This window comes from Mesorhizobium sp. M0060, assembly GCF_040323155.1.
In the GTDB taxonomy this organism is placed as follows: Bacteria; Pseudomonadota; Alphaproteobacteria; order Rhizobiales; family Rhizobiaceae; genus Mesorhizobium.
In genome coordinates this window covers 1-14492 of record NZ_JAMYUP010000095.1, presented here as the reverse complement: position 1 = coordinate 14492, position 14492 = coordinate 1, and the positions used below count along the sequence as shown (strand labels likewise).

10 protein-coding genes and 1 pseudogene are annotated in these 14492 nt (G+C 61.2%); 7 read left to right on the top strand and 4 right to left on the bottom strand.

Features of this window, described 5'->3' with window-relative positions; translation table 11 throughout:
• Positions 1 to 161 precede the first annotated feature (161 nt).
• Both NKJ94_RS35420 and NKJ94_RS35415 read right to left on the bottom strand, forming a co-directional pair.
• Positions 162 to 500 (bottom strand): hypothetical protein, encoded by a 339-nt coding sequence (locus tag NKJ94_RS35420; RefSeq protein WP_352532196.1) that lies wholly within the window; start codon positions 498 to 500, stop codon positions 162 to 164.
• A gap of 1998 nt (positions 501 to 2498) precedes the next feature.
• Complete coding sequence (locus NKJ94_RS35415; RefSeq protein WP_352532194.1) at positions 2499 to 5357, bottom strand: ATP-binding protein; 2859 nt, start codon at positions 5355 to 5357, stop codon at positions 2499 to 2501.
• A gap of 229 nt (positions 5358 to 5586) precedes the next feature.
• On the opposite strand from NKJ94_RS35415, the gene NKJ94_RS35410 reads away from it, so the two are divergent.
• The 7 genes from NKJ94_RS35410 (at position 5587) to NKJ94_RS35380 (ending at position 12208) form a co-directional block, all read left to right on the top strand.
• Positions 5587 to 6945, top strand: a complete 1359-nt coding sequence (locus tag NKJ94_RS35410; RefSeq protein WP_352532192.1) for an epoxide hydrolase family protein — start codon at positions 5587 to 5589, stop codon at positions 6943 to 6945.
• 91 nt (positions 6946 to 7036) lie between these two features.
• Positions 7037 to 7465, top strand: a complete 429-nt coding sequence (locus NKJ94_RS35405; protein ID WP_352532191.1) for a DUF6130 family protein — start codon at positions 7037 to 7039, stop codon at positions 7463 to 7465.
• The gene (locus tag NKJ94_RS35400; protein ID WP_352532189.1) at positions 7462 to 8739 is read left to right on the top strand and encodes an epoxide hydrolase family protein; all 1278 of its coding nucleotides are present in this window, start codon (positions 7462 to 7464) and stop codon (positions 8737 to 8739) included. The genes NKJ94_RS35405 and NKJ94_RS35400 overlap by 4 nt, the downstream gene beginning before the upstream one ends.
• Before the next feature lie 108 nt (positions 8740 to 8847).
• A complete protein-coding gene (locus NKJ94_RS35395; RefSeq protein ID WP_352532187.1) occupies positions 8848 to 9480 on the top strand; it encodes a VOC family protein in 633 nt (210 codons plus the stop codon).
• 71 nt (positions 9481 to 9551) lie between these two features.
• Positions 9552 to 10670 carry a thioredoxin family protein gene (locus NKJ94_RS35390; protein WP_352532185.1) on the top strand — a complete coding sequence of 373 codons (1119 nt, stop codon included), beginning with the start codon at positions 9552 to 9554 and terminating at the stop codon, positions 10668 to 10670.
• Positions 10671 to 10698: 28 nt separating this feature from the next.
• Positions 10699 to 11733 carry an alpha/beta fold hydrolase gene (locus NKJ94_RS35385; RefSeq protein ID WP_502896241.1) on the top strand — a complete coding sequence of 345 codons (1035 nt, stop codon included), beginning with the start codon at positions 10699 to 10701 and terminating at the stop codon, positions 11731 to 11733.
• 55 nt (positions 11734 to 11788) lie between these two features.
• Positions 11789 to 12208 (top strand): Ohr family peroxiredoxin, encoded by a 420-nt coding sequence (locus NKJ94_RS35380; RefSeq protein WP_352532183.1) that lies wholly within the window; start codon positions 11789 to 11791, stop codon positions 12206 to 12208.
• 387 nt (positions 12209 to 12595) lie between these two features.
• On the opposite strand, the gene NKJ94_RS35375 is transcribed toward NKJ94_RS35380, so the two are convergent.
• Both NKJ94_RS35375 and NKJ94_RS35370 read right to left on the bottom strand, forming a co-directional pair.
• Positions 12596 to 14194 (bottom strand): GMC family oxidoreductase, encoded by a 1599-nt coding sequence (locus tag NKJ94_RS35375; RefSeq protein ID WP_352532181.1) that lies wholly within the window; start codon positions 14192 to 14194, stop codon positions 12596 to 12598.
• Between the two features lie 176 nt (positions 14195 to 14370).
• A pseudogene (locus NKJ94_RS35370) lies at positions 14371 to 14492 on the bottom strand (AhpC/TSA family protein); the annotation flags it as partial.

Sequence of the window (14492 nt, the reverse complement as noted above, 5' to 3'; positions counted from 1 at the left end):
TCCCGCCTCTTGCACCTCATATCCGCCGTACAAGTGCCTCGACCGCCGATCGGATCGGCGGGCTGCAGCTTATGTCAAAGGCCATTGTCAGCAATCATGAGAGATGGGGAGACGGCGCGAAACAAGGGAGCGCGCCTCTTCTTTGGTAGGGCCGATCGCTTCTAGGCAACAGCGCGGGCCAGCCGCATCGCCTTCAAAGCCAAATCGCAGGGGATAGGCTGGTCGCGCAGCCATGGGCCGAACTCGCCTTGCGGCAATGACGCCTCTACCGCGAGCATCCTCTTGCCGAGCGCGGTCAGTTCCTCGCGCCGGCGCTGGCGCTTGGTGAATCCTTGGCGGCCCTTTTTAGCCTCGCTGGCGTCAGCCTTGGCCATGCGGGACCGAATCGTCTCCTTTGCCGTTAGCGAGCTCTCCCTGAGGCGCCGAAGGTGCACATAGACGATACCGGCCAGGGCATGCCCCTGATGAAGGCGGCCGCGCAGCTCATTCACGATGGCCATGTATGCGCCGAGCGGTATCGCGTCGAAACCTCGAGCACGGCAGCCGTGCCTTGCTCCACCAGATCCGGACAGGCCAGCAGCTAGTCCGAGACGGCCGTCAAGCTGCTTTCCTCAATCAGGGCATGGTTGCCGCGGCCCTCAGCCGGGCATGCTCGGTGCCATGATGGTCGATCAGCCGGCGGACTGAGCCGACGGCGCGGGTTTGGCCATCATTCGGATAGCGGCTCTTGGAGATGATCTCTATTTCGAACTCGCCGCAGAGTGCAGCAACCCGCGGATCGACTCCGGCGCCTCAGACCGCGCAGCAACATGTGAGGGCCGGCCTCTCATTCGTCACGGCCCTCCGGCCAGCTCTTTGCGAGCGTAAGGTCGGACAGCGGAACGAAAGGCGGATTCGCGAATTCTACCGCTAGACAATTGGAATTGTCGCCCATGAGGCTCGCGACCCTCCACCTTGAAACTGCGAGATACGGCGATGTATATCGCGCCGCCAGGCTCGCGCGACTGACGCGGCAAATGATCCGGCACATCAAGCGCACTGACACCTCGGCTCAAAAAGTCGAGCAAGCGCTGGCTAGGTTGGCCGAAGTAAACGCGCCCATGGACCGGCTCATGCTGCATCAGTAAGGCCGCCACGCTCATGCCCGCCTCCGCATCGGCATGATATGCGGCGGGTTGTTCGGTTACTGCATGTGGCGTTCCCTCCACATCCGTTTCGCGATGCGGGATGGCGCTGATGATCTTGGCGATCGGGCGCTCGCTGCCCAGTCGAGTAGATCGAGCTGCGCTGGGTCACGATTTCGCTTCTTCGTGCTGCATCACTCCGCTTGTCCTTAATCGGTTGTTCTTTGCGAGACTTATGTAACATCGTGCCAGCGCCGTTCAGCGCATCGTTGCCGCCACGGCCTCGGATGATGTCGGCGACATCGAAAGAGCCGAGCCCTTGATGCAGCCCAGTTCGCTGCTACAGTCAATGATCCTGGTCGGCGGCAAATTTAAAACCGCTGAAGGGTGGCCAGAATGTATCACGTCCACCGATATGCCTACGAGAACGTCTTCCCCTTCCCGGGTGACTTTACGCGGCTTCCTCACCATCGTCCGACTCGTACTTTCGAGCTCGTCACGCTGGATCCCGGTGCTGTCAGGCCGCATGCCGACGATAGCAGAAGAACACCCCCTCAATAGTGGGTCTTGCAATGTAGCGCTCTAGCGACTTGAACCCCCGGCCGGCTTACGTCGCGCCCACCCTTTGCACGCGCCGCCCCCCTGCCCGGCCGTTGAACCCGTTGGGCGGTTGGCTAGTCTGCCAAGCTCCTAACAGGGGATAGCAACCTGGAATGAACACTGCACTGCTTTTGATGACTCAGTATGGAGGCAAGGCCATCATCCCGATCGATGACGTCTGCGAGACTATTTCTTCCACCTGACGCCAACGAAGTTGGTCCGAAAGATTTTCATGGGAGAATTGCCCTTCCGCTCGTGAGGATCGAGGACAGTCAAAAGTGTGCCAAGGGCTCCATCTCGCCGATTTGGCCAAGTACCTTGAGTTCCGTACTGAGGCAGCAAGAAAGGAAATGAGGGGTCTCATGGAGTAGCGAGGGAACGTGAAGGAGTTTCGTTCAGCCCCTGCCGTACAAGGCCGCCCGCGGCTTATGGCTGATCAGCGACGAACTGCATCAATCGTTTCAGGTTCCGGTACTGCATTTGGTACGGCGCGACTTTAACAAAGACGCGTAATCGACTGTCTGAACTGCATGTTTGTTGAGACTGCATCCAATCTGATGTTGGGCACAATTGTACAGCTTTGCAGTATCAAACGGGGCGTTTCGCGAAACGATTTCCTACCGAATACGAGCGTTTATACGGATCAGACTGGCCCCAGCGAGATCGATCCGTCCCATCTGATATTTGTCCGCCATCAACCCGTCGAAAAGGCGTGGATACGCCAAAAGCTGACGTCCGGCCGTCTGCAAAAATGTGAACGTGCATCGGCTGCAGCTAGCGCAGCGTCGCCAATAGGCGCTCGGCGGCCTTCAAATCTGCTGTACTCAGGCCTTCCACGAATTGCTCGAATACCGGCTGTAACAACGCGCAAGCGCTGTCGACTTCTCCTCGCCCGGCCATCAGCGTCGCCATGTCGATTGCGGTTCGCAGCTCCCATGCTCGCGCACCCTGACTGCGGCTCAACTCCAACGCCTGCAACAGGCATGTCTCGGCTTCGGCGCGATTGCGTTCCGACACCTGGAGAACAAGGCTTCCCTTCACCCGCAGCAACTCCGGAAGGTACAATAGGTCGCCGTTCTTTTCGACTTGACCAAGTGAATCGTCGATCAGCACCATTGCTTCATCGACCTGACCGATCGCGGACAACCCCCTGACCAGCGAGAGGTTGAGTGCAGTTGTGAGCAATTCGTAAGGCGCCGCATGGAGCTTCTGGAGAGAAGTTCGCAGGCCCTCTACGCCACCTTTCGCGTCGCCTTGACCCATCGCGACGTCGCTTTTGAATCCTCGACCAACCAGCAGGTAGGGAGCCATGGAATGGGATTCGGCGCGGGAAATGAGCATGTCTATGTATGCCTCAGCACTCTCCAGTTCGCAGGCCCACAGGAATACCGATATTCCCCAGATCAAGGCGATCGCCAGCGTCAGCGAATGATCCATGGCGGCAGCCTCATCGATGGCCTGCCGGGCGCGTTCCATGGCTTGATCCGGGTGGCCTTGCAGCCAAAGGTTCCTGGCCAGAATAGCCTTGGCCAGGATTTTGCCTTCGAAACCGAGATAGATCGTCGTGGTTCGCTGAGCGCGCGGTCCGCGATCCAGCGCCGCCTCGAGTTCGGCGCGGGCTTCGGCAAGGTCGCCGCGAAGGTGCAGCGATATCCCCAAAACGGAATGACCCAAAGCGATCGCGACCGAATCCTCCAGCGTCGCGGCTGTGGCTGAGCATTGTTTCGCGAACTGGAGGGCGGTTTTAAAGTTGCCGGTCCGCAGATGGAACATGTTGAGCGGACCCAACAGATGCAACTGATCGAGCTTATCGCCGCGTTCTTCCGCGATCGTGAAGCTTCGCTCCAGGGCGACGCGCGCCGCGTCGCGCCCTCCCCGCGTGAACATCAAGGACACACCGAGCGCCGCTTGGAGATGCATCTCATCGAGCCCACCAAGAGCAGCAGCGTCGAGCGCGAATATCGCGCGCTCGGACCAGCGATGACATTCCGGCAGCAACGACATCGCCAAGAAAACTGGCGCGGCAGCGGCGGCAAGCCCGACGCCGATGTCCGTGTTTCCGTCGGTGCCGAAGCACCATTCCAAGGCGGCTCGAACATTGTTGATGGCGGCGAAGTGAGGGGTCCGTTCCTCGCCGGTCGCCAAGCTTGGCCATTCGAGCCCGGTCTGCTCCAGCCATCTTCGATAATAGGCGGCGTGGCGCACCGCCAGATCGGCGATCTCGGCGTCGTCGAGCTTGATGTCGAGGACATAGGCGCGCGTGGTGTCTAGGAGCCGGTAGCGCATCATCGCTCCGATCGGACGCGTCGCCACGATCGACTTGGCAACGAGACTGTCCATGGAGGCAAGGACGGTTGATCTGTCGAGACTAGCGCTTGTGACGACTTCCAGCGCCGCATCGAGTGTGAAATGCCCCACGAACACGGCGAGCCTGCGAAGCACCACGCGTTCAAGTTCGGTAAGCAGCCCAAAGCTCCAGTCCAGCGTTGCCTGCAGGGTCTTCTGACGCGGTGGCGCTATTCGCGACCCGAGCCACAGCAGCGTCAGACGTTGATCGAGAAGCGCGGCCGTTTGTTGCAGTCCATAGGACTCGACGCGTCTGGCCGCCAGCTCAATCGCGAGCGCCACTCCGTCAAGCTTTCGACAGATGCTTGCGACGAGCAAGGCCTCCGCATCGCTGACCTCCAAACGCGCGCCACCTGCCACAGCGCGCTCGACAAATAGCTGAATGGCTGGAAACGTCTGGACAACCGCCGCCGACAGCCTCGGATCGTCGGGCGGACAGGCAAGCGCATCCAACCGGTATATATGCTCGCTCTCGACCCTGAGCGCCTCGCGACTTGTCGCCAGAATGTGGACCTGTGATGCCGCGTCGATGATGCTTGCGGCCAGCGTCGCCACGGCTTCGACGAGATGCTCGCACGTATCGAGGATCAGGAGAATCCGCTTGTTGCGCAGATAGGCGATCAGATTGGGCGTCGCGTCACTCGATTGAACCGACAGCCCAAGCATGGAGGCAACGGCTGTCGTCACCAGGTCGGGATCGCCAAGCATTCCCAGGTCGACGAACAGCACCGCGCCTGAGAATGCTTCGATCAAATGATGCCCGACCGCGATTGCGACGGTGGTTTTGCCGACGCCGCCGGCGCCGACGATAGTGACGAAACGCGAAGCGTTCAGCCGAGCCGACAGCTTGAGAACGTCCTCATCTCGGCCGACCATCCGACTCAAGCGGCTAGGGAGATTCGCATGCGGAAACCTGGCGGCAATGACAGGCGCATCGTCGCTGGGACCGCCCGAGCGCGAGACGGGTGCAACGAAGCAGTAGCCCCGCCCCGGAAGAGTCGCGATATATCGCGCGCCGTCCTTTCCATCGCCCAGCGTCTTGCGAAGCCTGGTTATGTGAAACCGCAGGCTGCCTTCCTCGACTGTGACATCGGGCCAAACCTGCGACATCAGATCTTTCTTGCCGACGATTTCATTCGGCGTGGAAATCAGGGCGATGAGAATGTCGAGGGCACGCGAGCCTAGCTCTACGGGAGCGCCCTCTCTTGTGAGGAGCCTTTTACCCGCAGCCAAATGGAAAGGACCAAACGACAATCCGTCTTTGGTCTGATCTGCCGTTGCAGTCATGGCGTCTTCTTTCGGAGCCGCCTGCCCTCAAAGCCCATAGTTTAAATCAAGGATCGCCTGCACACCATAGGGACGTCGGCTGCAACGGCCGATTTGCTCGGGAAACAACGGCGCTTGCAGCGACTAACAAGGGCTCACAACGCATAACGGGCGATTCCCTTCTTCTGGGCGTAGGTATCGGGAAGCACACAAGCACCTCGAGCAAATGCACGACCTTAAGGAGAGAGCCATGGATACGACCAACACTCCCGAAGTAATCGACCAAGATCGTCGCCGGGTTTTGGGTACTGCCGCGGTCGGCATCGCCGCCGCAGGTGCCGCAAGCCTGCTCCCGTCACGATTGGCCGCCGCATCCACGAGCGATTCCATCCGTCCCTTCACCGTCAGCTTCCCGCAGGAGGAGATCGACGAGCTACGCCGGCGCGTCGCCGCCACGCGTTGGCCCGAGCGCGAACTGGTCACCGATGCAGCTTCTCGGCGGACTTCGGCGACGTTGGCGGCAGGCGACACACAAGGCGTGCAACTCGCCACGATGCAGAAGCTCATCCAGTACTGGGGAGCCGAATACGATTGGAGCAAGTGCGAGGCGCATCTGAAGTCGCTGCCGCATTTCATCACCGAGATCGACGGCCTCGACATCCACTTCATCCACGTGAAGTCCAAGCATCAGGGTGCGCTGCCGGTCATCATCACACACGGCTGGCCCGGTTCGGTCATCGAGCTGCTGAAGGTCATCGATCCGCTCACGAACCCCACGGCGCATGACGGAACCCCGGCCGACGCGTTCGACGTGGTGATCCCGTCGATGCCGGGCTACGGCTTTTCCGCCAAGCCGACCGAACCCGGCTGGGGTCCGGAGCGCATCGCGAAAGCGTGGACCGTGCTGATGAAGCGCCTCGGCTACAACCGGTTTGTCGCACAGGGCGGCGATTGGGGAGCCCTCATCACCGAACAGATGGCGCTGATGGCGCCTCCCGAGTTGATCGCCATCCACACAAACATGCCGGGGACCATTCCGCCCGAGATTGTGAAGGCGCTTGCTGCCGGCAGTCCGCCTCCCGCCGATCTCGGGCCGGACGAAAAACGCGCCTACGAGCAGGTCGCCTTTTTCTACAAGTTCGGCCTGGGCTACGCCAACGAGATGGCGCTTCGCCCGCAAACGCTCTACGGGCTCGTCGATTCACCGGCCGGTTTGGCGTCATGGATTCTTGACCACGACGCGGACAGCTATGCACTGATCGCCCGCTCCTTCGATGGGGAGCCGGAGGGCCTTACCCGCGACGACATCCTCGACAACATCACGTTGTACTGGCTGACGAACACGGCCATCTCGTCAGCCCGGCTCTATTGGGAATTCCGGCAAACGGCGAAGGCGGGCTTCTTTGACGCCAAAGGCATCACCATTCCCGTCGGCGTGAGTGCGAACCCCAGTGAAATCTACACCGCACCGAAGAGTTGGACCGGGCGCGCGTTCCCGAAGCTTCTGCATTACGGCCGCCCGCCCAAGGGTTGCCATTTTGCGGCATGGGAACAGCCGAAGTACTTCACCGATGAGCTGCGCGCCTCGTTCAAGACGTTGCAGACGTGAAGTATTGGGCGGGGATGGCGCGCCGGACGTGCACGTCATCCGCCGCCTCGCGATACCTGCGCGTAGCGAATCTCCAAAGGGAGAGACTGCAATGGACCTCCTCATCAAGACGCTTGCCACGGTCGCGGCCTGCACGGTGTTCGCCAGCGGCGCGTTCGCCCAGAGCACGGTTGTTCCCGTCGACAAGGAACCCCCGCCCAAGCTGATCGTGGAGCCGCCGCTTCCGGGGCGGTTGGCCGGAGGCGTCGTGTTCATCCCGTACCGGGTGGAGAACTTGCGCATCCTGCCTGTCGGAGGGCCGGCCGCGCGCAACGTGTCCCCGCGGGTCGGGCACCTTCACATCACCGTCGACGACCTGCCCTGGGCGTGGGCGGATTACGGTCAGAGCAACACCATTATTTTGGTGGGCATGCTGCGCGGCCAGCACAAGGTGCTGATCGAGGTGGTGGACGCCGAAGGCAACGTCTTCACCGAGCAAACGGTGACGTTCCATTCGCCGGGCAAGGAGATTCTACCATGAAGCTCTTCAAGTTGGCGACCGCGCTGGCATTCGGGCTTTGCGTCCTTTCCGCCCTGGCCAACGCCAATGCGGCCGAAGATCGCTCGATCCGGCCCTTCAAAGCTCAGGTGCCGCAAGCGGCGCTCGAGGACCTTCGCCGGCGCATCGCGGAAACACGGTGGCCGGATCGCGAGACGGTCGATGACCAGTCGCAGGGCATACAGCTGGCGAAGATCAAGCCGCTCGTCGAGTATTGGGGCGCCAGCTACGACTGGCGAAAGGCCGAGGCCAAGCTCAACGCCCTGCCTCAATTCATGACAACGATCGATGGCGTAGACATTCACTTCATCCACGTCCGCTCACGTTATCCGAACGCCTTGCCGCTGATCATGACGCATGGCTGGCCCGGCTCGGTGTTCGAACTGCTCAAGACCGTCGGTCCGCTCACGGACCCGACCGCCCATGGCGGACGCGCCGAGGACGCCTTCGACCTCGTTCTGCCCTCGCTGCCGGGCTTCGGCTTCTCCGGCAAGCCGACCGACACCGGCTGGGCCCCCGACCGCATCGCGCGAACTTGGGCGGAGCTGATGAAGCGCCTCGGCTACACACGCTACCTCGCGCAGGGCGGCGACTGGGGGTCCCCTGTCTCGAACGCGATGGGCCGCCTCGCGCCGGCAGGTTTGCTCGACATCCACATCAACCTGCCGGCGATCGTACCGCCCGAGATTGCCGCGGTGCTCGCCGCCGGCGGCCCAGCGCCTGCGGGACTGACCGAGAAGGAACGCGCGACGTTCGACGCGCTCAGCGCGTCCGCCAAAATGGGGAACAGGTCCTACGCCGTGATGATGGGCACCCGACCGCAGACCATCGGCTACGGCCTGATGGACTCGCCGGTCGGCCTCGCCGCATGGATGCTCGGGCATCCGGGCTTCTCGCGCTGGACATACAGCGAGAGCGATCCCGAAAAGTCGCCGGATGAGGTGCTCGACGACATCACGCTGTACTGGCTGACGGACACCGCGACCTCAGCGAGCCGAATCTACTGGGAGTATGGCGGACGCAGTCCTGCTTTTGCCGGTCCGGAGATGACCTCCGAGATCTCGCTTCCTGTGGCCATCACTGTCTTTCCAGGGGAGAGCTATCGCGCCCCGGAGACATGGGCCAGGCGCGCCTACCGCAACCTGATCTATTTCCACGAGGTCGACAAGGGCGGCCATTTTGCTGCGTGGGAGCAGCCGGAGCTCTTCTCCGCCGAGCTTCGAGCTGCGTTCAAGCCGCTGCGGCAAGATAAGTGAAGAGAGCGGGGCGGCTCGCCCCTTTCCCGCCCAAAACGCGGATCGGGACATTGGGGCCGGTCCGCCATGGATGAACTCAGCAAGGCATTCAAACCCAAGGAGCCCCACATGACCGATACTCAAGCGCGCAGCGAAACTGCAGTCGAGACCCCCGGATCGCGGACGGTCGACATGAAACTCGAAGTTGCCGTCATCCCTGTGTCGGACGTCGACCGCGCCAAGCGATTCTACGACGGCCTGGGCTGGAGGCTCGATGCCGACTTCGTCAGGAGCGACGGGTCGCGGGCCGTGCAGTTCACGCCTCCAGGTTCGCCGGGCTCTATCCACTTGGGTACCACGCCGGCGCTCTGGCTCATCGTATCCGACATCGTGGCGGCGCGTGCCGAGCTCGTAGAACACGGTGTCGACGTGAGTGAAGTATTCCACCCCGGCGCCGGACCGGGCGACCGTCTCAGCGGTCCGGATCCGGAGCGGCGCAGCTACGCCTCGTTCGCCTCGTTCAGCGATCCGGACGGCAATAGCTGGCTGCTCCAGGAAATTACCGCGCGGTTGCCCGGACGCGTGGACAGTGACGTGACGACATTCACCTCGTCGACCGAGCTCGCCGCCGCGCTGTGGCGTGCGGCGCTAGCGCACGGCGAGCACGAGAAGCGGACGGGCGGCCAGCGTGATGAGAACTGGCCGGACTGGTATGCCGAATACATGGTGGCGGAACACGCCGGCAAGCCGCTGCCGCTTTGAAAGTTCGGCGCGCGCGTTGCGCGCCGTATCCTGTACGCGCCGCAACCTCGATCGTACACAGAGGCGTCACGATGAAAACAAACAGGCTGTGGATAGCCGCGGCACTCGCGATGGCAATCGGGACACCGATTGCCGGTTTTCTAGGAGATACGAATATGGGGCGGCCGATAACATCCAAACAGACAGAGGTTCCGTTCCTTCACGGGTTTTCCGCTGGCGCGGTTGCGGGTCAATCCGAGCTTGCCTCTCTCGAGAGTGCGGACGAGTGGATCAATTCACCGCCCCTGACTGCATCGGCTTTGGGCGGCAAGGTCGTCCTTATCGATTTCTGGACCTATACCTGCATTAACTGGCTGCGCACGCTGCCCTATGTCCGAGTGTGGGAGGAGAAGTATCGCGATCAAGGTTTGGTGGTGATCGGCGTCCACTCACCGGAGTTCTCTTTTGAGAAAGACCTGAACAACGTACGTCGGGCCGCGGCGGATTTGGGAGTCGATTATCCGATCGCCGTCGACAGCGGGCACGCCATATGGCGTGCCTTTAACAACCACTATTGGCCAGCGCTGTATTTCATCGATTCACAAGGGCGTGTTCGGCATCATCATTTTGGCGAGGGCTCATACGAACAATCGGAAAAGATCATCCAGGAATTGCTGGCCGAGACTGGAGCCGGCGGATTCGACAGTGAGCCCGTGTCGGCAGTTGCCCGCGGCATCGAAGTGGCGGCCGATTGGGACAGCCTCAAATCCCCAGAAAACTATCTCGGCTATGAACGCACCCAGAACTTTGCCTCCGGCGGCGAACCGGTTTTGGACGAGCCGCGCATCTACGAAGTGCCGGCGCGACTACGCCTGAGTGAATGGGGGCTGTCTGGGGATTGGACGGTAAGGCAGGAGAGCGCCGTGCTGAACAAGCCCAATGGCCGCGTCGCGTATCGTTTTCACGCCCGCGATCTTCATCTCGTCATGGGGCCCACAGCTAGGGGAACTTCCGTGAGATTTCGCGTGCTGATCGACGGACAGCCGCCAGGCGCGGCTCGCGGAATTGACGTTGACGAAAATGGCGAAAGCATGGTGGCGGAGCAGCGTCTGTATCAACTCATCCGACAACCAAAACCCATTGTCGATCGCCAGTTCGAGATCGAATTTTTCGGCCCGGGCGTGGAGGTGTTTGCGTTCACGTTCGGCTGATCGTTTGTGCAACGATAGAGGTTCCCAAATGCATTCGCTCAATATCCCGGATGAGATCGACCAAGATCGCCGCCGGTTCTTTGGTGCCGCCGCAATGGCCGTCGCCGCCACTCAACTCGGTCTGATCGCTTCGGCAGCAGCACAGCAGGCGACCGAAGCGCCTGCAACGTCCTTCGGACCCTTGAAGCAGATCGACGCCGGCGCGTTGAGCGTCGGCTATGCCGACGTGGGACCTGCCGGCGGCCCGCCCGTCATCCTGCTGCATGGCTGGCCGTACGACATCCATACTTACGTCGACGTCGCGCCCTTGCTGGCGGCCAAAGGCCACCGCGTGATCGTGCCTTACCTGCGCGGAAACGGCACGACGCGGTTCCTGTCGGAAGAGACGATGCGCAATGGTCAGCAGTCTGCTATCGCCGCCGACATTGTCGCCTTGATGGACGCACTCGGCGTCGAAAAGGCGACCATCGGCGGCTGCGACTGGGGCGCGCGGACGGCGAACATCATTGCCGGACTATGGCCGGAACGCTGCAAGGCGATGGTCTCGGTGAGCGGCTACCTCATCGGCAACCAGCAAGCCGGCAAGCTGCCGCTGCCGCCGAAGGCCGAGCTGCAATGGTGGTACCAATATTACTTCGCCACCGATCGCGGCCGTGCCGGTTACGAGAAATACACGCGGGATTTCGCCAGGCTCATCTGGCAGCTCGCTTCGCCACAGTGGAGTTTCGACGATGCCACCTTCGGACGCAGCGCCGCCGCCTTCGACAATCCCGATCATGTCGACATCGTGATGCATAACTATCGTTGGCGGCTCGGATTGGCTGAAGGCGAGTCGCAGTATGACGAATTGGAAAAGCGCCTCGCACAGGCACCGGTCATCAGCGTGCCTACGATCACGCTCGAGGGCGACGCTAATGGCGCGCCACATCCGGACGCCAGCGCCTATGCCAAGATGTTCTCAGGCAAATATGCGCACCGGGTCGTCACGGGCGGCATCGGGCACAACCTGCCCCAGGAAGCGCCGCAGGCCTTTGCCGATGCCGTTGTCGAGGTCGACGCGTGATCGGGTTCGCAGCGCCGCCCCTGCGGCAGGTACCGCAACTACCAAAAAAATGCCCGTGAGCCGGATCGCAAGAGTTGTTTACACGGCTAGGACCGCAACCACGGGCGGCCGCGAAAATGGCGCCTCGCGCAGTTCCGACGGCCTTCTGGACATCTGGCTTTCGATGCCCGGATCGGCGCGCATCGGCACCAACCCTGAGCAACTCATCGCGGCCGGCTGGTCGGCCAGCTTCGCAAGCGCGATCGCATCTGTGGCCCACAAACGAAAAATCACGCTGTCGTCGGGAGTGAGCATCGATGCCTCGGTCGATCTGAACCTCGGGGACGACGGCTACTTTCTCAGCACTCGGCTCAACGTCAGACTGCCAGGTGTGGAGTGCAATGCCGCGAAAGCCCTGGTAGGCGAAGCACATAAGATTTGTGCATACTCGAAAGCGACACGCGGCAACATTGAGGTCAAGATCAAGCTGATCTGAGCTGACGGCGGCCTGGCCCGGTGCTGTGACTTCGCAGTATCACGATGATCTGATCGGGCGGCGCGTGGTTTCCTCTCGGCCTCGAGGCGCAATAGGATGTTTAGCGCCGACGCCGCGACTTGGATCAGAGTCGCCTAAATCGCAACAACGCAGGGTCGCATTCGCTGAAATTGGGTGGGAGGCAACCCGCGACTGACAAAGCACTCGTCAGCAGATTCCGGTACTGCATTTCGTACAGCAAGGTCTTCAACAAACGGACGTAAGTTGTAGAATCAGGAAAGCCCGATTCAGAATCCGTCCCATCTGATGTTGGCCGAACCGGTTGATCAGCCGTGCGAGGTCGTAGATGCGCCAATGGCGGACCAAATCTGAAGACCTCACGCAAGCCTAGAGCGCGGCCGATCGGCGTCTCGATCTCAGGATATCAGCACCTTTTTCAGCTATCATGATGACAGGCGCATTGATGTTGCCGCTAACCATTGACGGCATCACTGACGCATCGCAGACGCTGAGCCCCTCTAGTCCCTTCACGCGCAGGTCGGGGCCTACGACGGCGCGGTCATCGATCCCCATCCGGCAAGAGCTGGTCGGGTGCCAGGTGGTCAACGCGTTTTGACGGATAAAGGTGGCGATCTCTTTCGGATCGTCGGTGTCAGGCGTCGCGTTGCCCAGCCGGATGTCGTCGAACGGCGCCGCGTTCAGGATTTCACGGTCTTTCCGGACTAGCTCGATTGACCGGCGCAGGTCGTTCGGATCGGAAAAGTAGTTTGGATCGATAATCGGTGGATCGAGCGGGCTGCCGGAAGCAAGCGTCACACTGCCACGGCTGCCCGGTCTGCAGACGTAGCCGCCTATGCCAAACCTCCGTCGATCCGGTACGCCATCCGTGCGGAAAAATTCGGAGATCCCCGGATAAAAGAAAGTCTGCAAAGACGGGTAAGCCTCGCCGGGGTCAACCGACATAAAAGCACCCACATCAAGATAGTGGGTTGCCAGTAGGCCACCCCCGGTTTCCTCGAACTCGGTTACGGCATCATCGAACTTCAAGGCAACCTGACTATAAAAGGCATCCGGATCCTTGACCCAGCCGGTTATGGAGCCCGGGCTGATGTGATCCTGGAGGTCCTGTCCAACACCCGGCAGGTCTGCGACAACCTCCACACTCTTCGCCTTTAGATGATCGGCGGGTCCTAGGCCCGAGAGCATCAAGAGATGTGGAGAACCGATTGCGCCGGCTGCCAGGATGACCTCGCCGTCCGTGCGTGCGATCTCGAGGCGGCGGCCGCCTGCGAAGTATTCGACGCCTTGGGCACGGCCCTTCTCGACGATGATTCGGGTAACGAGCGCCTCCTTTACAATTGTCAGGTTTGGACGGGCAAGGGCTGGATCGAGATAAGCCAGGGCGGTGCTGCACCGCCGGCCATTTCGCAACGTAGCCTGATAGTAGCCACAACCGGCCTGAACCGCGCCGTTGAAGTCGGGATTGAATCGATGGCCGACTGAGACCGCGGCCTCGATAAATTTCTCGCAGAGTGGGTGCCGGTACGCATTGGTCTCGACGCTGAGCGGGCCGCCCGTCCCATGGTACATATCGTCAAGTGCGGTGTTGGCTTCTGCGCGTATGAAATAGGGCAAGACGTCGTCGTAGGACCAGCCGTGATTTCCGAACTGGGCCCACTGGTCATAGTCGCCCGAGTTTCCGCGAATGTAGACCATGTAGTTGAGGATGCTTGAACCGCCGACAACGCGGCCTCTAGGGTAGGCGATGCGCCTGTCGAACAGTTCAGGCTGGTGGGTGGTGGAAAAGGCCCAATCGGACTTGGAGTTCTGCATCCACGAAGCGGCTCCGGGGATGTTGGAGAGCCGGGTGTCTGCCTCGCCGCCCGCCTCGATCAGCAGGACCCTGCAATCCGCATCCTCGGTCAACCGGTTGGCCAGAACGCAGCCGGCTGATCCGGCTCCGACGATGATGTAGTCGAACGACATCAGGTCGACCTCCACGAAGCTGAATTGCCCTTCTATGTTTCAGTCATATCACAATCCAACGACCGCAAAGCGCCCAGAACCGGACATTCGGCTCGTCGACGGCCAATGTCTAGATTCGTAACACATTCGTTCAGCGTCTTGCTCAGTGTCCCGCCCGTTTTACCTCGTTCGCAAGTCTATTGGGCCACTTGGGACACGGCTGACATCAGCTCCTGCGGGTTTGGCGCTCCAAACATGTATCGCCCACCCTCTGGAACCTCCGTGAAGCTCCAGCGGACGATCCCCTGCCGGTCCAGCA

Coding starts and splice junctions, on each gene's coding strand:
- NKJ94_RS35420 (WP_352532196.1), bottom strand. CDS start 500: ATGGCCATCGTGAATGAGCTGCGCGGCCGCCTTCATCAGGGGCATGCC.
- NKJ94_RS35415 (WP_352532194.1), bottom strand. CDS start 5,357: ATGACTGCAACGGCAGATCAGACCAAAGACGGATTGTCGTTTGGTCCT.
- NKJ94_RS35410 (WP_352532192.1), top strand. CDS start 5,587: ATGGATACGACCAACACTCCCGAAGTAATCGACCAAGATCGTCGCCGG.
- NKJ94_RS35405 (WP_352532191.1), top strand. CDS start 7,037: ATGGACCTCCTCATCAAGACGCTTGCCACGGTCGCGGCCTGCACGGTG.
- NKJ94_RS35400 (WP_352532189.1), top strand. CDS start 7,462: ATGAAGCTCTTCAAGTTGGCGACCGCGCTGGCATTCGGGCTTTGCGTC.
- NKJ94_RS35395 (WP_352532187.1), top strand. CDS start 8,848: ATGACCGATACTCAAGCGCGCAGCGAAACTGCAGTCGAGACCCCCGGA.
- NKJ94_RS35390 (WP_352532185.1), top strand. CDS start 9,552: ATGAAAACAAACAGGCTGTGGATAGCCGCGGCACTCGCGATGGCAATC.
- NKJ94_RS35385 (WP_502896241.1), top strand. CDS start 10,699: ATGCATTCGCTCAATATCCCGGATGAGATCGACCAAGATCGCCGCCGG.
- NKJ94_RS35375 (WP_352532181.1), bottom strand. CDS start 14,194: ATGTCGTTCGACTACATCATCGTCGGAGCCGGATCAGCCGGCTGCGTT.